The organism is Povalibacter sp. (genome assembly GCF_036520495.1).
Taxonomy (GTDB): Bacteria; Pseudomonadota; Gammaproteobacteria; order Steroidobacterales; family Steroidobacteraceae; genus Steroidobacter.
Genome location: NZ_DATDJO010000014.1, coordinates 1 through 21,870, shown reverse-complemented (window position 1 = coordinate 21,870; position 21,870 = coordinate 1). Strand labels below are relative to the sequence as shown.

Here is a 21,870-nt window from a genome sequence, read left to right as displayed (position 1 = left end):
CCGCAGTGGATAGTGGATAGTGGATAGTGGACAGTTGATAGCGGGGATTTCTAAATGGCGGCCGACTGCGTCGGCAGGGAGGCCTTCGGCAGGGTGGCTGACGTTGTCAGCAGGGCAGAAATGTCTCGCTCCGCTCTGCCCTGCCGAAGGCCTCCTCGCCAACGGCCCCCTTGCCGACGGCCCCCTTGCCGACGTAGTCGGCCGCTGTTTTTCTCAACTCTCCACTCTCCGATCGCGCCACTGCAGCACTTCGGCACTACGCGCACGCGCGCGTTTCAGGCCATCGCGCAGTTTCTGCTGATGGGTAAACCAGAACTGCGCAAAGACGCGGTTCATGCCGCGCGACGACCAGGCCGACAGCAACCAGGCCAGCAGCAGTCCCGCGCTCAGCACACCCGCCAGCCACCACGAGTTCGACCCGTGCCAGAACAGCGATCGCACTGTGTCGATCGGACTGGTGACCAGCGCGAACAACAGCGATCCCAGGCTCGACAGGAAGGCATTCATCGAGGTCGTCGCCTGCGGCGCCGCTGACGCGGCGATCAGCAGCACCGCAACGAGGGTCAGCATGAAGATGCGGTATGACAGTCTTCCGACTGCCAGCCGCGTCCTCACCAGGCCGAGCAGCGAAGCCGCCTCGGGATGGCCTTCGCGCAGCACCGTTTCCGCCGCTTTGGCACGCTCACCCGCCGCAGCATCCTTGGCGGGATCGCCCGTGTGCGTGAATACCACCTGCGAGTGGGCCGGAAGATTGCCCGGACGATAATCGTCGGTGCCATGCGCGATGCGTTCCAGCACGCTCAGGTGCAACCTGGGTGTCACCCCGCTGGCTTCGCACGTGCCGGCGATATCACGCGGCAACCAGCGATAGAACGTTCCCAATCCCGCCCGCGGATCGTAGAGCTTGTCGTCCACGTTGGCGTGTTCACGATAGTACTGGCGTTCGCTCGCAACGAAGCGCAGCCCGGCCTGTTCCGCGTGATGCATCATCCAGTCGAGCGCGACCAGCGACATGCCCTGCTTGGGATACCCGCCGCCGACATTCGAATGCGCACCCGAAAACCACACCTGTTCGATGGACTGACCCGGTTGCAGCGGCACACTCTCGTCCCATATCAGCGGCTGGAAGGACTGACGCTTGTCATCGATCGCAAGCGCATGCACCGCGCGGTCGACGCTGGTGCTGAGCACCAGGTCGGGAAACTTGAACTGGTACACCAGCGTGTTGATCAGATCGGACACGTGCAGCGGCAATCCGACGGCATCGACCGTATCCCAGACGCCGAGGAAATGAATCCGCTCGCCGCCATGGCAATGACGTTCGCGAAATTGCGTGGTGGCGCCGCGCTCGGGCGGGCCGAGGATTTTCTTCATCAGCCAGGTGCGATAGCAGCGGCGGTACACCTCGTAGGCCTGCTTCACCAGTGCATCGAGATCCCCGGGACCTTCGAGCCGGTTCACGTCGATGATCCCGCACGTACCGATGAAGCCGCTCAGGCTGCGCACCGTGAAGGCGCCGCGACTGAAGCCGAACAGGAAAATGCGATCGCCCGGATCGTAGATGCGGCACAACTCCTTGTAGAGCTGACGGACGTTGCGGCTCAGGCCGTAGCCGGCGGCGCCGCCGAGAAGGCGCATGAGGCGCAGGCTCTCGGTGCCGACGCCGTCGTCGTAGATCGCAACCTGCGGGGCTCGCTCCGGATGAAAGCGATGCGAGTTGAGATCGACGGATTCGAACATCTTGAAGACATTCGTGCCGCGACCCTTGATGGCCGTGTTGCCCGTGCCATCGGAACAGATGATGATGTTCTTGCCCATCGCACCGCGTAGCCGTGGTGGGGTCGCGGCGAATGACTGCGACCAGCCCGAGTCCAGGCTGGGTTGCAGCGTATGAGCATCACCTGCAGAAATGAATGGCCGAAAAGGGCATTCGGCCGGTCAGCGACTCACCGACCGGCGGCATGACCCTGGACGGAGTCGCGCATTGCGTCCTCGCGACGCGCACGCAGGTCCAGCATCAGGTTGTATACGGCGACCGCCATCGGAAACAGATTCGAGAGCACGCCGACGGAATCATTCTTGCCCCAGATGAAGTACGCCAGCAGCATGGCGCTGCCGGACACGCTCATGAGCCAGAACGATGTGGGAATGACGGGACGACCCCGGGCTCGTGTTGCGATCACCTGCACGACCCAACGGCCGGCGAACAACACAACGCCGAGGTAGCCGACGACCTTCCAGGGAGTGACGGCAATGCCGAAGACCACTGCGATGATGTCGTTCATGGCGTTGGACGCTGTATACCTTTGCTTTCAATCGCAAACGCAACCGTCCTGTTCCCTCCGTACCGTTACAATCCGTTCATAACAACTCAAGCTGGAGCAAGACGTGGCCTACTGGAACCGGCGCAAGCGACTCGACTCCCTCACGACCGGTATCTCCGGTCATACGCTGAAGCCCACGCTGAGCTGGCCCCATTTGATCGGACTGGGCGTAGGCGGGATCGTCGGCACCGGGATCTATACGCTGACAGGGGTAGGCGCCGGACTCGCGGGGCCCGGAGTCGTACTGTCCTTCGTGATCGCGGGCATCGTCTGCGCCTGCGCTGCGCTGGCGTATGCGGAGATGGCAACGATGATGCCGGTGGCCGGCAGTGCCTATACGTACAGCTATGTAGTCCTGGGCGAACTGCTCGCGTGGGTTGTCGGCTGGACGCTGATTCTCGAATACACGGTGGTGTGCAGTGCGGTGGCCGTCGGTTGGTCGGGCTACGCCTCCGGCGTGATCAAATCCGCCGGCTGGAACGTACCCGACGCATTGCTCGCAGGACCGCATGCCGGCGGGATCCTGAACGTTCCGGCGGTGCTGATTTCACTTGCTGTCGCCGGCCTGCTCGCGCTCGGCACGCGCGAAAGCGCCACGGTGAACCTCGTGCTCGTCTTCGTGAAGCTGATTGCACTGGGGCTGTTCATCTGGCTAGCCGCGCCCGCGTTCAATGCCGAAAACTTTCAGCCCTTCATGCCGTTTGGTTTTGCAGGCACGGAAATCGATGGGGTGAAGCACGGCGTCATGGCGGCCGCGGCCATCATCTTCTTTGCGTTCTATGGCTTCGATGCCGTATCAACAGCCGCGGAAGAAACGCGCAACCCGAGCCGCGACCTCAAGATAGGCATCGTCGGCTCGATGCTGATCTGCACCGTCATCTACATGGCGGTCGCGGCTGTCGCCCTCGGCGGCGCGAGCTATCAGTCGCTGGCGGCCAGCCCCGAACCGCTGGCCATGGTACTGCGCAATCTCAATCACCCGGTCGCCGCCACGTTGATCGCGGGCGCAGCGGTGCTGGCGCTGCCGACGGTGATCATGGCGTTCATGTACGGCCAGTCGCGCATCTTTTTCGTGATGGCTCGCGATGGACTGCTGCCGCAACGTCTGAGCGCTCTCAGCCCGCGCACCGGTTCACCCGTACTGATGACGCTCATCACCGGCGTCATCGTTTCGATCATCGCCGGCCTGTTGCCGCTCAATGAAATCGCCGCCCTCGCCAATGCCGGAACACTGTTCGCCTTCATCGCCGTCGCCGTGTGCATGCTGACGCTGCGCAGGACCGCGCCAGATTTTCCGCGCAAGTTCCGCACGCCTTTGCCATGGGTCGTCGGCACAGTGGCCATTCTCGGCTGTCTGTACCTCTTCTGGAATCTGCCGCTCGCGACCACCCTGCGCTTCCTGGTCTGGAACGTCCTCGGCCTCGCGATCTACCTGTTCATCGCCCGACACAAGAGCGTGATCGCCGTGGCGGAACGCGCTGGGTAATTCCACGAACCTCAGCACGAACGGAAGGACGTAAGCAGTGACGTGATTGCTGTGAGGGCTGCTGGCCAGAGAAGAACAGCGGCTTTGCTCCGATTCTGGCCAGCAGCCCTCACGCCGTCATCAGCGCACGCCCTTCAGTGGCAGAATCGCGATCGAACTCAGCAAAGCGATGGAGCCCGCCACGATGAACAGCCAGGTGTAGTCGCCGCGACTGAGCCACAGAATGACCGGGCCCAATGCTGGCGCTATCGACTGCGGCAATGCATTGGCGATGTTGAACATGCCGAGATCCTTCGCCGCATCCAGCTTGCGGTTGGGCAGAATCTGCGTCACCAGGGCCAGATCGACCGCGAAGTACACGCCCTGGCCCACACCGGTCAGCGCCATGCCGATCAGCACGGCGGCATAGTCGCCCGCGGCGGCGATGGTCCACAGCCCCGAGCCGTACACGGCCGCCGCCACGATCACGAATATCTTGCGGCGACCCGTCGCATCGGAGAACCGGCCGCCGAGCAGACTCGAGATGACGACCATGCTCGCCTGCACCAGCATCGATTTGAAAATCAGACCTGGCACCTCGGCGACGTCGTAACCAAGCTTGTCGATCAGGTAGTACGACTGGTAAGTCGTCAGGAATGCGGTGCCCGTCACCAGCAGAAGCCGGCTCAGCCACGCCCAGGCAAAGTCGGATTGCTGCACGGGATTCAGCCAGAACGATCGCAGGAAATCGCGCAGCGTCGAGGCCGGCAACTGCGAGGGCAGCTGACGCCGGTCCGGTAGCAACGCGACCAGGAACAGCACCGCGATCGAACCGACGATGGCCGGCGTCAGGAACATCATCAGCATGGAAGTGGGCAACGACTGCACGAGGAAGGTGCCGCTGACCTGGCCGATCGGCATGCAGATGCCCAGTACACCCGCCACGGTGCCACGCTGCGACTCCGGCACCTGATCGGGAAGAACCGCGACTATTGCAGCCAGCACGGCATTGAATGCCAGCTGCGACAGACACCAGCCGAGCAGCAGCACGGGAATGTTCGGCGCCAGGGCGACGATGGCGAGACTTGCCATGCCGCACAGCATGCCGCCGATCAACCAGGGACGTCGCATGCCGAAGCGCGAAGTCGTGCGATCGCTCCAGCGTCCGAACACCGGGTTACCGAGGAGCGCGAAGAACGCCCCGACGCCGAGCACGAGGGCAAGTTGCCCCGCTGCATTCTCCGGCGACAGCTGCCGGACCCGCAGCGCGATCGTGACGAGCATGGGCGTCAGCAGCGCCAGCCATACGCCGGCGTACGCAAGGGCGTAGACGAATACGAACGAAGGCCTGACGCGCGGCAACTCATCGCCGGCGCGCACCGCAGCCACGCCGATGCCCGCAACGGATTCGACCATGGATCCTCCCCCCTCATTCTTATGGAACTGGCGCCCGTCGACTTCCAGGAGGCCGCACGTCATCGCCTTGCGATCTCGAGGTTTTACATCGGAACTCACCGGTGACGAAAGCGCTCATGCCTCCCGCACAGGTCATCGGTGTACCATGCGCGCGCACAATCGGGCTCGCCGCGCGGGTCCCTACAACATCGATCCGCACATCGACCAGGGGCCCCGGCCCGATGCTTTTGAACGCACGATCATGACCGCTGAGCACGACGAGTCCCGTACACGATCACGCAAGATCAGCATCAACGACGTTGCCAGGGCCGCAGGCGTCGCCATCAAGACGGTGTCGCGGGTTCTGAACAATGAACCCAACGTGCGCGAAGAAACCCGCGCACGCGTGCTCGTCGCCGTCAAACGTCTCAACTATCACCCCAGCCCCTCGGCCCGCAGCCTGGCGAGCCGGCGTTCGTACCTGATCGGTCTCGTCTACGACAACCCCAGTGGCAATTACACCATCGAGGTGCAGCGCGGTGCGCTGGCGCGTTGTCGCGAAGGAAAGTTCCTGCTCCTCCTGCACGAAGTCACCGGCGGCGGCGAGGAACTGACGCGGGACGTGATGGCCTTCGCCAACCAGACACATATCGATGGCCTGATTCTGGCGCCGCCGTTGAGCGAATCCGCCGAGATCATTCGGGTGCTCGACGAACACGGCCTGCCATTCGCACGCATCGCACCGAACGACACGAAACATCGCTCGCCCTATTCCGACATGGACGACGAAGGGGCCGCGCGCGAAATGACCGACTACCTGATCGGCCTCGGTCACCGCCGCATCGCCTTCATCATCGGCCGGCGTGGCCACCATGCGAGCGGTCAGCGGCTCAAGGGCTACAAGGCCGCGCTCAGGGCGCACCGCATCGCGTTCAACCAGGACTACGTGCGCCAGGGCGACTTCCTGTTCGACTCCGGCCTGCAGGCTGCACGACAGCTGCTGGCGCTGCCGACCCGGCCGACAGCGATCTTCGCGGCGAACGACGACATGGCCGCCGGCACGCTGATGGCCGCGCATGAAATGGGTATCGCCATTCCGCGCGAACTGTCGGTGGCCGGCTTCGACGACGCGGCCATTTCCCGTACTGTCTGGCCGCCGCTGACCACCATCAGTCAGCCGACGTACGAACTCTCGTACTCCGCGGCCGATCTGTTGATCAAATCGCTGCTGACCGGTAATGCACCTGAATCCACGCGACTGCCGCACAAGCTCATCAGTCGCGCATCGACGGGCGTGCACAGATCCGCCGACGACTGAGGCAGGCACATCGGCATGCTCGCCGACGCGCTCCAGGCTGCCGCCGGTCGTCAGCCGTCATTCGCCGGTCGGTGGTATCGCATGTCCGGAAACGAGCCCATCATTGCGTCATTCGTCGAACTGCGACGGAATTGATCCAGCGAGGTCGAATCCATGACCCAGTTCAATGCTCCCCTGCGGCGGTCCCGCTCGAACCGCATGATCGGTGGCGTCGTCGCCGGTCTCGCGCGTTACTTCGGTATGGATGTGACGCTGGCGCGGGTGCTCTACGTCGTGATTTCGATCTGCTCGGCCGCATTCCCGGGCATCGTGGTCTACATCCTGTTCTGGATCCTCACGCCGGAACAGGAACCCGACGATCCGCGCATCGTCTCGACTCAATAACCAATCATTTCGTCCAATCGGGCTGCGTCGGCCCGATTGGAATTCGCTCTCACTGTGCGAAATGCCAAGATGTCGGATTCGCAAGCACCCGGCCGTCCTTGCGCCATCGATCCTCTCCGTCCGGCAGGAACACAATGAAATCGACAAACTTCCCTCTGATTCTGGTCGCAGCAATTGCTCTGTCCGCCTGTTCAAAACAGCCGGTACCTGCGGCGACTCCGCAGCCCGCCACGACGACGCCGGCGGCGGTGGAATCCGCACCGGTCGATGTTCCTGGCGGCGCGTATACGCTCGACAAGTCGCATGCGAGCCTGCTCTTTCGCGTCGATCATCTCGGCTTCTCCAACTACACGGCGCGCTTTCTCAGGTTCGATGCCACCCTGACGTTCGACCCGGCCAATCTCGCTGCCTCGAGCGCGACGGTAACCGTGGATCCACGCTCGCTGGAAACGGACTACCCCGATGTCGCAAAACTCGACTTCAACGCCCAGTTGCAAAGCGAACAGTGGTTGAACTCGGCGCAGTACCCGCAGATGACCTGGCAATCCACAAGCGTCGAGGTGCTCGCACCGCGCCGGATGAAACTTCACGGCGACCTGACGCTGCGTGGCGTGACCAGGCCCGTAACGCTCGATGCGACATTCAACGGCGGCTATGCCGGTCATCCCATGGACCCGAACGCACGCATCGGCTTCTCGGCGCGCGGCACCCTGAACCGTTCCGACTTCGGTATGGGCTACGGCATCCCGGAAGCGGGTTCGACCATGGGCGTGAGCGATGCGGTCGAGGTGATCATCGAGGCAGAGTTCAGCGGCCCACCGCTCGCCAGCGCCGCGACGGAATAGCCGCAGGTTCGACCGGACGCAACCCAGGGAAACCATCGTGTCACTGACCTTGTACCTGCACCCGCTCGCATCCTTCTGTCACAAAGCGCTGATCGCGCTCTACGAGAACGGGACGCCGTTCGAGAGTTGCATCGTCGATCTGATGGATCCCGCGGCCGCCGCCAGTTTTCTCGACCTGTGGCCCGTCGGAAAAATCCCGGTCCTGCGCGACGACCGTCGCAACCGCACGCTGCCTGAAACGACGATCATCATCGAGTATCTGGATCGCCACTACCCGGGACGACAGCCGCTCCTTCCGCTCGATCCGGACGAACAGCTGAACGCACGCCTGTGGGATCGCTTCTTCGATCTGTATGTGAGCGTGCCCATGCAGAAGATCGTGGTCGACCGCATCCGACCCGCCGGACGCAACGACCCCGCCGGCGTCGAAGAAGCCGCCGCGATCCTGACCACCGCGTACGGCATGATCGATCGGCAACTGGCGGACAAGCCCTGGGCAACGGGCGATGCCTTCACCGTCGCCGACTGCTCCGCCGCGCCTGCGCTGTTCTTCGCCGGGATCGTGCAGCCGTTTCCGCAGTCGCACACGCATCTGATCGACTACTTTGAACGCCTGGTCCAGCGCGCGTCATTCCAGCGCGTACTCGCCGCAGCGCGCCCGTACTTCCATATGTTTCCGTATCAGGAGGCGATCCCGGCCCGGTTTGTGGAAACCAAGGCATAGCCACAAAAGAGCACAAACGACCGCAATAATCGCAAAGCCAGAACACTGGAAAACTCTGGGTTCGAACTTTCTTGTGCTCCTTTGTGCTCCTGTGCGTTCCTTTGTGTACCGCTCTTTGCTCACTCCGGCAGCATCACGCCCGATCCGCCCATCTCAGCCGGCATGTCCTTCATCTTCGGCTTGCCATCGGGGATACGCAGCACGGTCTCCTGGTAGTGGACGTGCAGCGCCGGTTCGAACACCAGTTGCGGTAGCGTCGCTGCGTACACATCGACGAGCCCCAGCGTCGGATGTTCGGTGAAGACATGGCCGCCGCACTTCGTGCACCAGTTGCGATAGCTGATTGGCGTCTTGTTGTACGTGCCGACGCTGCTCGCGCCCCCTGTGATCTTCAGCGCCGGCAGCGGCCACAGGGTGAACGCATTGACCGGGCCGGCCGACCAATGCCGGCAGGAACTGCAATGGCAGTAACCCATGGCCGCCGGATTCCCCGACACTTCGAACTGCACCTCGCCGCAGAAACAGCTGCCCCTGTAGGGACCTTCGCCTGCATTCGCCATGAGCGCACTCCCCCCGGTCCGCCCGGGATTGATTGACCACGATCCGTCGGAGTCTACGCTCTGCTGTTATTCCCTCTACTGTCGGTCTGCTGTGGCTGAACCTGACTTTCATCAGGGTCCTGTTCGCGTCGCGAATCGATGGCCTGCCACGACAGTCGGTGCGACAACCAGATTTCGCGGCTGGGCGGAAAGCTCTCCGGATCATCCAGGCTCGCCGTGGTCAGTTCGATCGACGCCGGATCGTCCGCATGCCGATACGCAATCGGGCTGCCGCATCGGCCGCAGAACTGCCGCAGGACCGGCATCGAAGAGGCGAACGTCGACAGATCGCCGTGAAGCAAACTGAATTGCTCGGTCCTCACGACGAACCAGGCCACGGACGGAGCACCGCTGGCGCGCCGGCAGGTACGGCAATGACAGATGCTGCTGGTGCGGGGCTGTCCTGCGATGCGATAGCGCACTGCACCGCACAGGCAACCGCCTTCTGTCGTCGAGTCGCTCATGAGCCTCTCCTGATCGCAAGCGTCCGGAGTAAGCGCTGATCAAGTCCGCTTTCGCTGCGACTCGATCAGCTAACTTGATGTTTTGACCTGGATCCCGTTCTCCAACGGGACACGGTAAGGACTTGATCAGTCCTTACCTGAGTATGCCGCAGCAGGATGCGGCATCAGAACTGGCAAATCAGGCGGGGACTTGCGCGGGCTGAACGACCTCCTCGCTCGCGTCGACCGAGCGATGGTCCGACGCGATCAGGCTGTAGAACACGGGCACGACGAACAGCGTGAAGACGGTGCCGACGATCATGCCGGTCACGAGCACGATGCCGATGCTGTTGCGCGCCTCGGCTCCGGGGCCCGAGACCAGCACCAGCGGAAAGTGCCCGAAGACGGTTGCGGCGGAGGTCATCAGCACCGGTCGCAGACGCGTGAGCGATGCTTCACGCAACGCCGCGAGCTTTTGCAGGCCGCGCGCCTGCAGCGTGTTGGCGAACTCGACGATCAGGATGCCGTTCTTGGCAATGAGCCCGACGAGCGTGATCAGTCCGACCTGCGAATAGATGTTGATCGTCGTGAGATCCAGGAACGTGAACACCAGCGCGCCGGAAATCGCCAGAGGCACGGACCCCAGCAGCACGATCAATGGATCGCGGAAGCTGTGGAACTGCGCGGCGAGCACGAGATAGATCAGCACGATCGCGAATGCGAGTGTCGCGGTCAGTGCCGCCCCCTCCTGCCGGATTTGCCGCGACTCGCCCGCGTAGTCGATCAGTGGATTCGACGTGGCCGCGGCCGCAGCCTCCAGAGCTCGCAGTCCTTCATCCTTCGTGACGCCGGGCTGCACACCAGCGAACACGCGTGCGGAATTGCGTTGCTGGAAGCGATTCAGCGTACGCGGACCCGTTGCCGACTCGATGCGCATGAAGGTCGAAACCGGCACGAGCCTGCCGTCCGGCGTCTTGATCTTGAGATCCAGCAGTGGTTCGAGCGTCGCGCGATCGGCGTCGCCGATCTGCGGAATCACCTTGTAGCTGCGATCGAAGTAGTTGAAGCGGTTCACGTAGGCGCCGCCGAGCATCGTGCCGAGCTCACGACCCACCGTGGCCAGATCGAGGCCGAGATCAGAGAGCCGCTCTCGATCGAGCACGACCCGCGCCTGCGGCAGGTCGAACTTCAGATCCGTATCGACGTACAGGAACTTGCCGCTGCGCATGCCGGCCTCCTGCACCGTCTGCACCGTGCTCATGAGCTCTTCGAGCGACGATTCGTTCTGGATGATCATCTCGACGTCGTACTGTCCGGGTGTCGGCAACGGCGGATCGAGCCGGGTGTAGACGCGCAGACCCGGCACCTGGGACGTCGCGTTGTACACGTCGCCAAACATCTCCTGCGTCGACCGCTCGCGCTCATGCCAGTCCTTCGCCACCAGACCGCCGAATCCGCCCCAGTCGGCCGTCAGCGACCACATGAAGTCCGTCTCCGGAAACGACTGGATGGCCTCGACGAGACGTTGCGAATCGCGATCGGTCGCCGCCAGCGTCGAATCCGGCGCCGCCTCGAAGAAGAGACTGATATGGCTTTGATCCTCGACCGGCGCCAGTTCCTGACGTGAGTACAGATACAGCGGCCAGGCGGCGATAGTCACGCACAACGCCAGGACGACGACCACCGCACGCATGTCGAGAGCACGGTCCAGCCCCCGCGCATACGCCCGGCTCACCACGTCGAACACCCGGTTGACGACGGTCGTCAGGCGCGCCTGCTTGCCATGCGCATGAGCGAAACGCGAACTCATGACCGGCGACAAGGTCAGCGCCACGATGCCGGACACCACCACGGCCGCGGCCAGTGTGATCGCAAATTCGAGGAACAACGATCCGGTCAGTCCGCCCTGGAATGCGATCGGCGTGTACACCGTCGCCAGCGTGATGGTCATGGCGATGATCGGCCCCGAGAGCTCACGCGCGCCGAGCAGCGCCGCATCGATGCGGGTTTTTCCTTCGCGGATGTGCCGCTCGATATTCTCGACCACGACGATGGCGTCATCGACCACCAGACCGACGGACAGCACGATGGCGAGGATCGTCAGCAGATTCAGACTGAAGCCGCAGGCCAGCATGACGATGGCCGCCCCGACCAGCGACACGGGCATGGCCACCAGCGGCACCAGCGCCGTGCGGATCGATCCCAGGAACAGGAACACCACCAGCGCAACGATCAGTACCGTCTCCGCCAGCGTCTTGGTGATTTCCTTGAGCGCGCTGCGCATGAACATCGTGCCGTCCCAGACCAGGCGCATCTGGATATCGGCAGGCAGGTTCGCCTCGATCCGCTGCATTTCATCACGCAGATGCTGCGCCACTTCGATCTCGTTCGACCCGGGCAGCGGCCACACGCCCAGATACACGCTCTGTTGCGATTTGTACTTGGCGATCATGGTCGCCTCTTCGGCGCCGAGTTCGACACGCACCACGTCGCTGAGCCGTACGATCGCGCCCCCGCGATCGGCAACGATCAGGTTCTCGAACTCCGACACCGCACGCAGATCCGTATCGGCCAGCAGGTTGACCTGCACCAGGTTGCCCTTGGTCTGGCCTACCGCTGCCAGGTAGTTGTTCCGTTGCAAGGCCGCCTGCACATCGCCCGGCGACAGATTGTGTGCGGCGAGCCGGTCCGGATCGATCCACACCCGCATCGCCAATGGCCGCGCGCCCTCATAGCTCACTCGCTGTACGCCCTCGACGGTCGTCAGTTGCGGCTGCAGTGTGCGCGACAACCAGTCCGTCAGCGCCGGCACATCGCGTTGCGTCGAAGTGAAGCCAAGATAGAACGTGGCATATGGCCGGTCCGCACGCTGCACGTCCACCACCGGCGGCTCGGCTTCCGCGGGCAGTTCAGCCCGGACCTGCTGCAGTCGCGCCGTCACTTCCGCCAGCGCGTCGGTGCTGTCGTGATCGAGCTTCAATCGTACGATCACCGTGCTGATACCGGCGCGGCTGGTGGACTCGATGTAGTCCACGCCGCTGATCGCGGAGACCGCGCGCTCGATGGGCGTCGTCAGAAAGCCGCGGATCGTCTCGGCACTCGCGCCCGTATAGACGGTGGTGATGATGATCGAGGAACTCTCGACACTCGGGAACTGCTGCACCGGCAACGTCAGCAGCGCCCGGGTACCGACCAGCACCAGCACCAGGTTGACGACGACGGCAAGGACCGGATGCCGGATGAAGATATCGGTGAAGGAACGCATGGCAGCCTCTGTCAGGTGGTCATTCCCGCGCAGGCGGGAATCCATCCGAATGCGCGGGAATGACGAAAAGAGTCGGGTACCAGACCCTCATTGGAGAGTCGTCGTCGCAACCGTGTTTGCGGCGACCGCCGGTGATGGCGTCGCGGCGACGACCAGCGCCGCTTCACGCAGCTTGAAAGACCCCGACGCTGCCACGCGCTCGCCTGCCGACAGCCCTGCGGTCACGACGATCTCATCGCCTGTCATCGCATCCACGGTCACGGCGCGGGTCCGGGCGCGCATGTCGCCTTTCTCGTCCTGCTCGACCACGAACACGTGGTCACCGGAGGGTCCCTTGCGCAGTGCGCTGGCAGGTATCGCCACCGCGACCGTGGGCGTGCCGAGTGGAACCTGCACACGAACCGAGGCTCCGGGCGTTGGCGCGCTTTCGACATCACGCACTCGGGCCCGGACCATGGCATTACGCGTCGTCGGATCGACCTTCGCATCGATGGCGAGGATGTGCGCCTCGATCGCATGATCGCCGGTGGTCAGCACTGCGACGCTGGTTCCCGGACGAAGTGCCGCGGCTACCTGCTGGGCGACGGTGAAGTCCACATAGACGGAATCGTCGACACCCTGCAGCGTCGTCAGCAGCGATCCTTCATTCAGATACTGTCCCGGATGCACATCGGCGATGCCCACCCGCGAACGGAACGGCGCACGAATGGTCTTGCGCGCAATCACCGCCCGGGTTTTCTCTATCTGCGCCAGCGACACTTCGCGTTCCGCGCGCGCCGTGTCCACTTCCATTTCCGAGGCAGCGCGCTGCTCGCTCATGCGCTGCATGCGCGCGAACTGGGTTCGTGCCAGCTCGGCCTGCGCCTCGAGGGCGCGCAGTTCGGCCTGTTCGACGGACACATCCAGCGCCACCAGCACCGTGCCCGCCTCCACGATCTGCCCGGGCACCAGCGATACCTGCTTCACCGTTCCAGGAAGTTCATTGCGTACGCTGATCGAGCGCAGCGCCACGACGGTGCCGATCGATGTGGTCGTGCGGCTGTGCTGACGCTGCTGCGCAACGGCAATCGCCACCAGTTCCGCTGGTTCCGGTTGACTCGCAGCGAGCGCATCAGCCTCTGCAAGGCTGGCGTGCTTCCATGCGGCGAGTGCCGATCCAGCCATGACGACGACTCCGACCAGCACCGCCGGCGCGATCCATCTGCGTTTCATCCGGACTCTCCCGATTGATTCGACAACTGCCGGATAACTTAGCGGCGGCGTTGACCGGGAGAAATGCGCGCAACTGAAAGTCACAGTTGCCGCGGCGGCAGGAATGAATCGTCGTTACTCATTTCAAACACAGCCATGCGTCGCTGACCCGAGACGATCGGACAGTTCCGGAATGCTGATATGCGATTCCCGCGGGACTTCCGTTGGCCTTGATCTTCGTATGCGAACTCCGCACTCCGGGATCTACTTTTTTGCGCGAACAAAGCCTGCCTCTAACCCTTCGTCTCCGCAAACGGACCATCGATGATGAATACCGGCCAACGATCACCGCGCGACGTGACCGGTTGGTCGGTCGTCCACGTATGACGTGAAATCAGCCACATCATCGGACGAGCAGGATCCTCGCGAACGTGTGGCGTGGATTGCTCGGAACTCTCTCGCGCGTTCTGCAGCATCGCGCGAGTGTCAGGGCGCACGTACTCGCTGGCGATTACCTCGAAGGTCAACAGAGCGCGGCGATGGCACCGTTCGACTGCCATTGGCCCGGTGCAGACGCAGCTGGCCGGCTGCAAACCGCAACTCGTCCCATCGCTCTGTCGCCGGCACAGTCACTACGGCATCGTCAGTTCCTGTTCGACTTCAGGGGCCAGGTATGCAAGCTACCGTCCGCGACGATGTGAGCGATCTGATCGCCGCAATGGTCAAGCAGGTCGATACCGCCAACGGCGAACTGGACGCCCGCGCCACCTATCGCAAGGCATTCCTCCGCTTGCGCGCACATCTGTCTCTGCATCCCCGCTCCGTATCCAGACCGTCGCTGCTGTTCGAGTCCGCAGCGCAACCCGCACGCCTGCTCGCAGCTCAGTGCCTGCCACTGGCCACGGCCGTGGTGATGCATCTGTATCCGCTCTGTGCCCTGCAGTGCGTGCCCATACCGCTGCTGAGCCCGGCACGACTCAAGCGGGCCCTGCTGTTGCGGGATGTTCACCAGCGATCGCTGATCCTTGCCAACGTCGGTGGCGAACGTACGCAAACCGTCGACTCACCGTTGATAGCCACGGCCACTGCGGACGGAATCCGTATCGATGGGACCTGTGACTACATGTCGCTCGCCAGTGTGGCGGACGTCGTACTGTGCCGGGCGGAGTTGGCAGACGGTCGGGGCACGGTGTTGTGCGCTGTCGATCTGCGACGCGACTCGGTGCGAATCGGCCCGTGGAAATTCGGCGGCAGCATGCGACTGTCGGATACGTCGTCGGTGCAGCTCGTGAACCACCACGTGACGCGCGGCCGCTATCTCGTGGTGCGCGATCGGGCGGACATGCAATGCATCTCCGCCTATCAGCGCTGCTGGTTTCATCTCTTTCTCGCGGACATCCATCTCGCGCGCATGGAACGCCTGCGGCGCGACTGGCAACTACCACCGGCCAGCGATTCAATCGTGGCCCTCAACGAAGTGGGACATCTGCGCCAGTACTCGCTGCGGTTGCTCGATGACTTCGCGCCAGGCGCCGACATTGCGCCACTGACGCGCTGCACCGCCACGCTGAAACTGCGGACCTCATTGCTCGCGCAGACGATGATGGCGACGTTGCGGGGAAGCAAACCCCTGAACATCGGCGAGAAAGAGCGCCTGGAATCCGCTGCACAGGAGCTGGGCTACATCCGCTTCCAGCCGACGTCGGATCAGAAGATCCTGCAGAGCCTCGACTCCACCGCGCAGAACCGGGAGCAGCGCGCGGACGGCGCCCGCGCCTGGACTCAGGGAATGTGGTTCGACCAGAGGTCGTTGAGGTAGCTGAAATTCCAGTTCTCCGCCGGTTCACGCGCGACGATCTTTTCCTGAACCTGCGCGTCCGCGAGATCGAGCAGCTTCGGCAGCAGCGGCATGCCGGACCTGGTGGAGAAGAACACTTTCACTTTGGGCGCTGTAAGCTTCTTCGTGTTCTGCTCGACCACGACGGCGAGCTTGCCGGAGGCCATGCGCACCAGGGAACCGACCGGATAGATGCCGATCGTCTTCACGAACATCTGCAGAACCGTCGGATCGAAGTGCCCCTGCCACGACGCCATCCTGGCGATGGACTCGGCCGGATCCCAACCGGCCTTGTACGGGCGGTTCGATGTGATGGCGTCGTACACGTCGCAGACCGCGCTCATGCGGGCGATCAGCGAGACATCGTCGGCGGCAAGTTTGTCCGGGTAACCCGTGCCGTCCATGCGCTCGTGATGATGACGCGCGACATCCAGGACCCGCTCGTTGTCGACACCGCTCTCCAGCAGCATCTCGTACCCCTTTGCGGGATGCGATTTGATGATGGTGAATTCGTCGTCGGTGAGTTTGCCGGGCTTGTTGAGGATGTCCTGTGGCATCGCAGCCTTACCCAGATCGTGCAGCAGTCCGGCCATACCGGCGTCGCGGCAGGTCGCTTCATCCAGGCCGAGCTGCCGGCCGAGTGACACCATCAGCGCGCACACCGACACCGAGTGCATGTATGTGTATTCGTCCGCCAGTTTCAGGCGGCACAGACTGATGAGCGCATCGGCATTGCTGTCGACGGATTCGACGATGTCATCGACCAGCGGCTTGCATTCGCTGGTGTTTACCGCATTGCCCATGCGCGCTTCCGCGAAGAGGGAATTGACGGCCGTTCTGGAGCGCTTCAACACATTGGCTGCATTCTGCAGCTCGTCGCCCATCGACTTGCGTACTCCGGTCGTTGGCGTCGGCGCCGGTGCACGAACGGACTGCACGACCGGGGGTGCGGATTCAACATCCAGGCCCTGGGACGTGTCGATCCAGCATTCGGCGGCACCGCAACTGCGGACGCGCGCCAGCGTTTCTTCGTCATTGATGACGAAACGCAGCTTCCAGATGGAGTGATTCAGCCACGACCCTTCGATCGAACTCAGGAACATCCCCCTGCGAACCTGCGATATCGGGATTTTTTTCAACATCGATCCTGCACCACCGGCAGCCCATGGCCTCGCGTCTTTCGCGGGTACGTGGTTGCTGCATCGGCAGGAGCGAGCTGGAAATGAAGAAGCCCCCGCCGTCAATTGTGAGAACTGGGTCTCGGTGGGACCAGGTCGGGGCATTCGCCGCATGCCCCGAAGAACCTGAGTTCACAGAAGAGCATGACCAACGGAAATCCCGCGGGGCGCAGATCACGGAGGTCGGGACGCTGCGAGATGCTATCCGTGTCCTCCGTGCCCTCCGTGTGAAATTTTCTGCGGATCCTCAGTTGTTCGCGGCGCCCGCGTTGATCCACGCCTTGACCTGATCGATGGTTGCCTGGTCGAGGAAGGGTCCACCGAGCGGCATGCGACTGCCGTTGATGCCGGGCGTACCTTCGAGCTTGCGGATGACGTAGCTGTTGGCCGCATCGTTGGCCGCGACACGCAGGACCGCAGGTTGCTCGCTGCTGGCCACACCGACCAGCGCATTGAACGTTGCCACTGCAGACGAGAGATTCATCGATCCGGGCAGTCCCGTACCGTTGCCGTTGTGACATCCCGAGCAGACCGGAGTGAAGATCTGGCTCTGCAGCTGCGCCAGCGTCACTGTCGGAGGTGGCGGCGGTGGTGGCGGCGGAGCGGACGGATTCGGCGTGATCTGCCCGCGCAATTCGCCTCCTGCATTCGCGGGTGTGTGCATGTCCACGTACCAGCCGTTGTCGTTGAACTCCGTGCGATCTGCCCCAGTAATCGGTTGCAGTTGCGCCGACCAGCGGCCCGGCGCTGCACCATCCTGGGTGAGACTGATGAGCGCAGTGTCATTGTTGGCGCCAGCCGCCGCCTTGTGCACATGGGCGGCGGACGCATCGTCCACTCCGGTCGAGATGATGTTGATCGTCGCGGTACTGCCCTGGGCATCGACCGTGGTCGCTGCCGTGGCGGTCGCCGAGGTGGTGACCGCTGGCACGACCTCGGCGCCGGTCATCGCGGTGAAGACCACTGTGATGTTCTCGCACCGCAGCTGCGCGCGAATCTCACCGGCCGGATACGCCGCCGAATGCACGTTCACGTACAACCGGCCTGCAAGCAATCCGGTCACCTGGTCTCCCGTCAGCACGGCGCCGGCTTGCGCGTCCCATCGCGTCGGATCCGCAGCGCTCTGAACGAATGGCACGATCACCGGACCGGTCGCGCCCGCGAAGCCATCGTGAATATGCGCGGCGGTAGCGACGATGCCGGTGGTGTTGACCCCGCCCGTGACGCTGCCGTCGATGAGATTGAAGGTGAATTCTCCCGAGCCGCCGGCGCTCGATGTCGGGCGCGGCAGTGTTTCATCCGGCGACAGCGTGACCTGCACGACCGGATGATTGTTCACGTTGACCGTCGCTGCCGCCGAGGTGACGGCAGTGCCTGCCGCGTCGGTGACGCGTGCCGTCAGCGAATGCGCGCCATCGGCAACGGCCGAGGTATCCCAGTCGATCCGGTACGGCGCCATCGTCACGCTGCCGATGGCGGTGCCATCGACGACGAATTCCACGCGACTGATGCCGGCACTTGCAGTTGCAGCCGCTTCGAGCGCTACGGTCCGATTCACCGAGCCCGGTGGCAACGCGCCCAGACTGACCGTGGGTGCGGCAGGAGGCGGTGCCGGCGGCGGATTGTTGCCCCCGCCATACCCTCCTCCGCCACCGCAGCCGGCGACGATCAACAACAGGAAGGACCACAGGAATGCAATCGTCCCGCGCGCCGCGAGACCGGGTCGTTGCAACGAGCGCATGGCCAAAACCTCTTCGCATCGAATGACGACATTGCGTTGCGAAGCGCGCACGCGAGGTCCGCTGCGTGCAGCGGGCTCGTCAAATGCGTGCTTGCGGAGGTAAGTGGATGCGAGCGGTGCGCCGGTTCAAGCAGGCAACCGGAATTCCGGTCAGAACTGCAACGTCACGCCGGCGACAACGTTACGCCCCGGCAAGGGCACGACACCGGCCAGGAAGGACGCATGATTCCAGGCGCTTTCATCCAGCAGGTTGCTGCCGCGCAGGTACATTTCGAGTCCCGCCTTGCCACCGGTCCGATAGCTCACGGTCGCGTTCACCATGTCGTAGCCCGGCGTCGACGACTCGTAGTCCGCGATATCGCTCTGGCGATTGACACGGTAGTACTCGAGTTCGCCGCCGATGTTGCGCACCGTTGCGTTCAAACGCGTGCCCAGACGCGATGCCGGGATGCGCGGCAGATAGCTATCGTCATCGAACCTGGCACGTACATAGTCGCCGAAGACGGTGGCCGTCAGACGCTCCGAGAATCGATAGCCGACCTCCGCCTCTGCGCCGGTGAATTCCGCGTCGCGCTGTGTGTACTTGATCAGGCGAAAATCCTCGAACCGATCCAGCGTGCGGGCATAGATGTAGTCGTCGACCTTGTTGTAGTAGGCGCCGATGCTGAAGTTCAACGCACCGACATCGGAACTCAGGCGCAACTCCACATTGTTCGATGTCTCCGTCGCGAGCGGAGCATTGTTCTCCAGACCACCGCATGTCAGCGGATGCGCAATCAGGCCGCATTCGTAAGTGCTGGTCGCCAGATGGACGCCGCGCGCATACAGCTCCTGCGCGTGCGGCAGACGCTCGGAGCGCGCGCCGGACAAGGTCAGGGAATAGTCCGGCACCACTTCCCAGATGACTGCCGCTGACACCGAGGTCGCAGAGTCGCTGAACACCCGTCGGTTGCGTGGATCATTCACCGGCACGTGACGCTGCCACTCCTGGCGCGCGCCCGCTTCGAAATGCCAGGCGTCTGACAGCTCGAAGTGTTCGACGGCGAACGCTCCGACAGTCTCGCTCTTCACGGTGGGCAGGAAAGCTTCGTCGCCGCGTGCGCTGAACTCCGTGTTCGCGTACTGCGCCCCGATCACGCCTCGCCAGCCAAGCACGTCGGCGTGCTGCACTTCGAGCCGTGCCTCATAGCCTTCGTTGCTGAACGTGGTCGCGACGATGCCCTCTTCCATTTCGTCATGCCGGTAGTCGGTCTGGCTCGCTCGCAGACGAATGCGTTCGACGCCGGCAAACGGCCCATGCCACTCGCCTCGCAACTCGAAAGTCTTGCTGAGCAGTGCAATGCCCGGAGCGACGCCGTGTTCGTGCTCATCGTACTCGTGGCCCTCGCCTTCTGCTTCGTGGTCGCCGCAATGCAGAAGGTTGTCGTGAGGATGGCAGCCTTCGTACTCGTGATGGTGACCCGGCAAGCCATAGTCGTCGTCGCGATAGGTGTAGGCGAGACCGAGGTAACCGCGATCGGAGACCCACGACAGACCAATGCTGCCGCTGGCAGACTCCGCCCATGTACCGTCGACACGCGGCTCTGCGTAGTGCGGCGCCTCGTAGTTCTTCGCATCGCGCGACGCGCCTTCAATCCGCAGCATCAGATGATCGGTCGCCCGTGCAGTGATGCCCACGGCGCCGGCCCTTTCATCGGCAACGGTGCCGCCACGCAGCGCGAGAGAACCCGTGATGCGCTCGTCCGGTACTGTCGTCGGCACTTTGCGATCCAGAACGTTCACTACGCCGCCGATTGCACCGCTGCCGTAGAGCAGCGTTGCCGGACCGCGCAGCACTTCGATCCGATCGACCAGGGACGGCTCGACGGCCACGGCGTGGTCGGGCGAAATGTCCGAGGCATCGAGGATGGCGATGCTGTCGGACAGCACTTTGACACGTGGGGCCGTCTGGCCGCGGATGATCGGCCGCGCCGAGCCGCCGCCGAACGTGTCGGCGTTGACGCCGGGCAGGCCATTGAGCGTGTCGCCCAATGTCGCCTGCGCCCGTTCGCGCAGCTGCCGGCCACCGAGGATGCTGTACGCCGACGAAATGTTTTCGGGATCCTCATCAACGGCAGTGGCATACACCCGCACCGTTTCGATCGGATCGTCAGTATCGGCAGCGCTCGCGCAGCACGCTGCCGCCAGCGAGCTGGCGAGAATCGACCTGACGGCAAGCCGCAGGTCGCGTTGAATCCGGGAATTCATGGGAGCCTCAATGCATTGAAGTCCACGCGAGCTTCAGCCCGCGGCGGATGACCGCACACAGCAACGATGTATCGAGGCGATGCCTCGAGACGCTCGACCGCTGCTGCGACGACGGATATCGACAGAGGAAAGGATGCAGACCTGCAGCCAGGTCACGTACACCCGTCGGTCGATCAATGCGCGGGAGGACCCCGGCTCAGATAGAAGGAAGGAACATCCTGCGACCGCAGCGCAGGAACTCGATCGACGATCGCAGTCTCGGCACTGACCTGCGGTGCATGCAGCACCGGCAGCGTCGGCGGTGTGGCACCGGCCGGCAGCGACACGCAGAAGGAACATGCGGTGGAAGGATCGCCGAGCGAGCCGTGATCGTCTCTGGCATGCACATGGGAGGAGTACGCAACCAGCCATAACCCGAGCACAAGCGCGAGGAAAACGGCTTCGAGCCGTGGTCGCGAGCTGACCGGAATGGATGGGAACGTGCCACGCATGACGGTTCAAGTGTCAGCTGCGATTTACGCGTCCGTCAAGGGTTGTTTGCAGGAGTCAGGGCTGCGGAAAAACCCGCGAGGTTGCCAACTCCCATTGGTCACGCATTTCTGTCCGCGGCACAATCCGGGTCCGCCAAGCCACTCGCCCTGTTCTTCCCGTCACAAAGAGCCGCTGCCGATCGCGATTCCTCAGGCATCCATGGATGCGCGCGCCGCAGAAGGAGACCTCCGTAACTTCAACCTTGCGGCGTCGATCCGCCGAGCGCGAGGAACAACTGAGCCGTGTCGATATACCGCTGCGCCTGCGCGCGCACGAAACCCAGTCGTGCCTGCTGGTAGCGTCGTTCTGCATCCAGCACCTGTAACACGTTGACTCCGCCTTCCTGATAGCTGCGTCGCGTGAGGTCGGCGTTCTCGCGCGCA

The 21,870-nt window shown here is 63.3% G+C and carries 19 protein-coding genes; 6 read left to right on the top strand and 13 right to left on the bottom strand.

From position 1 onward, the window contains the following. Positions 1 to 213 precede the first annotated feature (213 nt). A complete protein-coding gene (locus VIZ63_RS04230; RefSeq protein WP_331608260.1) occupies positions 214 to 1,818 on the bottom strand; it encodes a DUF2235 domain-containing protein in 1,605 nt (534 codons plus the stop codon). A gap of 128 nt (positions 1,819 to 1,946) precedes the next feature. Then, a complete protein-coding gene (locus VIZ63_RS04225; RefSeq protein WP_331608259.1) occupies positions 1,947 to 2,285 on the bottom strand; it encodes a lipid-A-disaccharide synthase N-terminal domain-containing protein in 339 nt (112 codons plus the stop codon). A gap of 103 nt (positions 2,286 to 2,388) precedes the next feature. On the opposite strand from VIZ63_RS04225, the gene VIZ63_RS04220 reads away from it, so the two are divergent. After that, on the top strand, positions 2,389 to 3,810 hold the full coding sequence (locus tag VIZ63_RS04220; protein ID WP_331608258.1) for an amino acid permease: 1,422 nt from the start codon (positions 2,389 to 2,391) through the stop codon (positions 3,808 to 3,810). A gap of 120 nt (positions 3,811 to 3,930) precedes the next feature. Here VIZ63_RS04220 and VIZ63_RS04215 read toward each other — a convergent pair whose 3' ends face one another. Further along, the gene (locus tag VIZ63_RS04215; protein WP_331608257.1) at positions 3,931 to 5,205 is read right to left on the bottom strand and encodes an MFS transporter; all 1,275 of its coding nucleotides are present in this window, start codon (positions 5,203 to 5,205) and stop codon (positions 3,931 to 3,933) included. 145 nt (positions 5,206 to 5,350) lie between these two features. On the opposite strand from VIZ63_RS04215, the gene VIZ63_RS04210 reads away from it, so the two are divergent. The 4 genes from VIZ63_RS04210 to VIZ63_RS04195 all read left to right on the top strand — a co-directional run bounded on the left by VIZ63_RS04210 (position 5,351) and on the right by VIZ63_RS04195 (position 8,455). Then, entirely contained in the window at positions 5,351 to 6,502 is a 1,152-nt protein-coding gene (locus VIZ63_RS04210) for a LacI family DNA-binding transcriptional regulator (protein ID WP_331608256.1), read from the top strand. Between the two features lie 153 nt (positions 6,503 to 6,655). After that, positions 6,656 to 6,886, top strand: coding sequence for a PspC domain-containing protein (locus tag VIZ63_RS04205; RefSeq protein ID WP_331608255.1), 231 nt, complete (start codon positions 6,656 to 6,658; stop codon positions 6,884 to 6,886). A gap of 134 nt (positions 6,887 to 7,020) precedes the next feature. Further along, complete coding sequence (locus VIZ63_RS04200; RefSeq protein WP_331608254.1) at positions 7,021 to 7,731, top strand: YceI family protein; 711 nt, start codon at positions 7,021 to 7,023, stop codon at positions 7,729 to 7,731. A 37-nt stretch (positions 7,732 to 7,768) separates the two neighbouring features. Beyond that, positions 7,769 to 8,455: a glutathione S-transferase family protein gene (locus VIZ63_RS04195; protein WP_331608252.1), complete on the top strand. Its 687-nt coding sequence runs from the start codon at positions 7,769 to 7,771 to the stop codon at positions 8,453 to 8,455. A gap of 119 nt (positions 8,456 to 8,574) precedes the next feature. On the opposite strand, the gene VIZ63_RS04190 is transcribed toward VIZ63_RS04195, so the two are convergent. The 5 genes from VIZ63_RS04190 to VIZ63_RS04170 all read right to left on the bottom strand — a co-directional run bounded on the left by VIZ63_RS04190 (position 8,575) and on the right by VIZ63_RS04170 (position 14,480). Continuing rightward, positions 8,575 to 9,015, bottom strand: a complete 441-nt coding sequence (locus tag VIZ63_RS04190; protein WP_331608251.1) for a GFA family protein — start codon at positions 9,013 to 9,015, stop codon at positions 8,575 to 8,577. A 53-nt stretch (positions 9,016 to 9,068) separates the two neighbouring features. Next, entirely contained in the window at positions 9,069 to 9,518 is a 450-nt protein-coding gene (locus VIZ63_RS04185) for a GFA family protein (RefSeq protein WP_331608250.1), read from the bottom strand. Between the two features lie 178 nt (positions 9,519 to 9,696). After that, positions 9,697 to 12,762 carry an efflux RND transporter permease subunit gene (locus VIZ63_RS04180; RefSeq protein ID WP_331608248.1) on the bottom strand — a complete coding sequence of 1,022 codons (3,066 nt, stop codon included), beginning with the start codon at positions 12,760 to 12,762 and terminating at the stop codon, positions 9,697 to 9,699. An 87-nt stretch (positions 12,763 to 12,849) separates the two neighbouring features. Continuing rightward, complete coding sequence (locus VIZ63_RS04175) at positions 12,850 to 13,974, bottom strand: efflux RND transporter periplasmic adaptor subunit (protein WP_331608247.1); 1,125 nt, start codon at positions 13,972 to 13,974, stop codon at positions 12,850 to 12,852. Positions 13,975 to 14,246: 272 nt separating this feature from the next. Then, positions 14,247 to 14,480: a hypothetical protein gene (locus VIZ63_RS04170; protein WP_331608246.1), complete on the bottom strand. Its 234-nt coding sequence runs from the start codon at positions 14,478 to 14,480 to the stop codon at positions 14,247 to 14,249. 146 nt (positions 14,481 to 14,626) lie between these two features. Here VIZ63_RS04170 and VIZ63_RS04165 point away from each other — a divergent pair, with 146 nt between their 5' ends. Then, positions 14,627 to 15,772 (top strand): hypothetical protein, encoded by a 1,146-nt coding sequence (locus VIZ63_RS04165; RefSeq protein WP_331608244.1) that lies wholly within the window; start codon positions 14,627 to 14,629, stop codon positions 15,770 to 15,772. Here the strand turns inward: VIZ63_RS04165 and VIZ63_RS04160 are convergent. From VIZ63_RS04160 to VIZ63_RS04140, 5 genes are all read right to left on the bottom strand, one after another. Further along, on the bottom strand, positions 15,736 to 16,932 hold the full coding sequence (locus VIZ63_RS04160) for an HD-GYP domain-containing protein (protein ID WP_331608243.1): 1,197 nt from the start codon (positions 16,930 to 16,932) through the stop codon (positions 15,736 to 15,738). The genes VIZ63_RS04165 and VIZ63_RS04160 overlap by 37 nt on opposite strands. 283 nt (positions 16,933 to 17,215) lie before the next feature. Next, complete coding sequence (locus tag VIZ63_RS04155; protein ID WP_331608241.1) at positions 17,216 to 18,709, bottom strand: CHRD domain-containing protein; 1,494 nt, start codon at positions 18,707 to 18,709, stop codon at positions 17,216 to 17,218. A 150-nt stretch (positions 18,710 to 18,859) separates the two neighbouring features. Further along, the gene (locus VIZ63_RS04150) at positions 18,860 to 20,956 is read right to left on the bottom strand and encodes a TonB-dependent receptor domain-containing protein (protein WP_331608240.1); all 2,097 of its coding nucleotides are present in this window, start codon (positions 20,954 to 20,956) and stop codon (positions 18,860 to 18,862) included. 173 nt (positions 20,957 to 21,129) lie between these two features. Beyond that, positions 21,130 to 21,447, bottom strand: coding sequence for a hypothetical protein (locus VIZ63_RS04145; RefSeq protein WP_331608238.1), 318 nt, complete (start codon positions 21,445 to 21,447; stop codon positions 21,130 to 21,132). A gap of 236 nt (positions 21,448 to 21,683) precedes the next feature. Next, positions 21,684 to 21,870 (bottom strand): TolC family protein (locus VIZ63_RS04140; protein ID WP_331608237.1); only part of this gene is annotated, 187 nt, incomplete at its 5' end.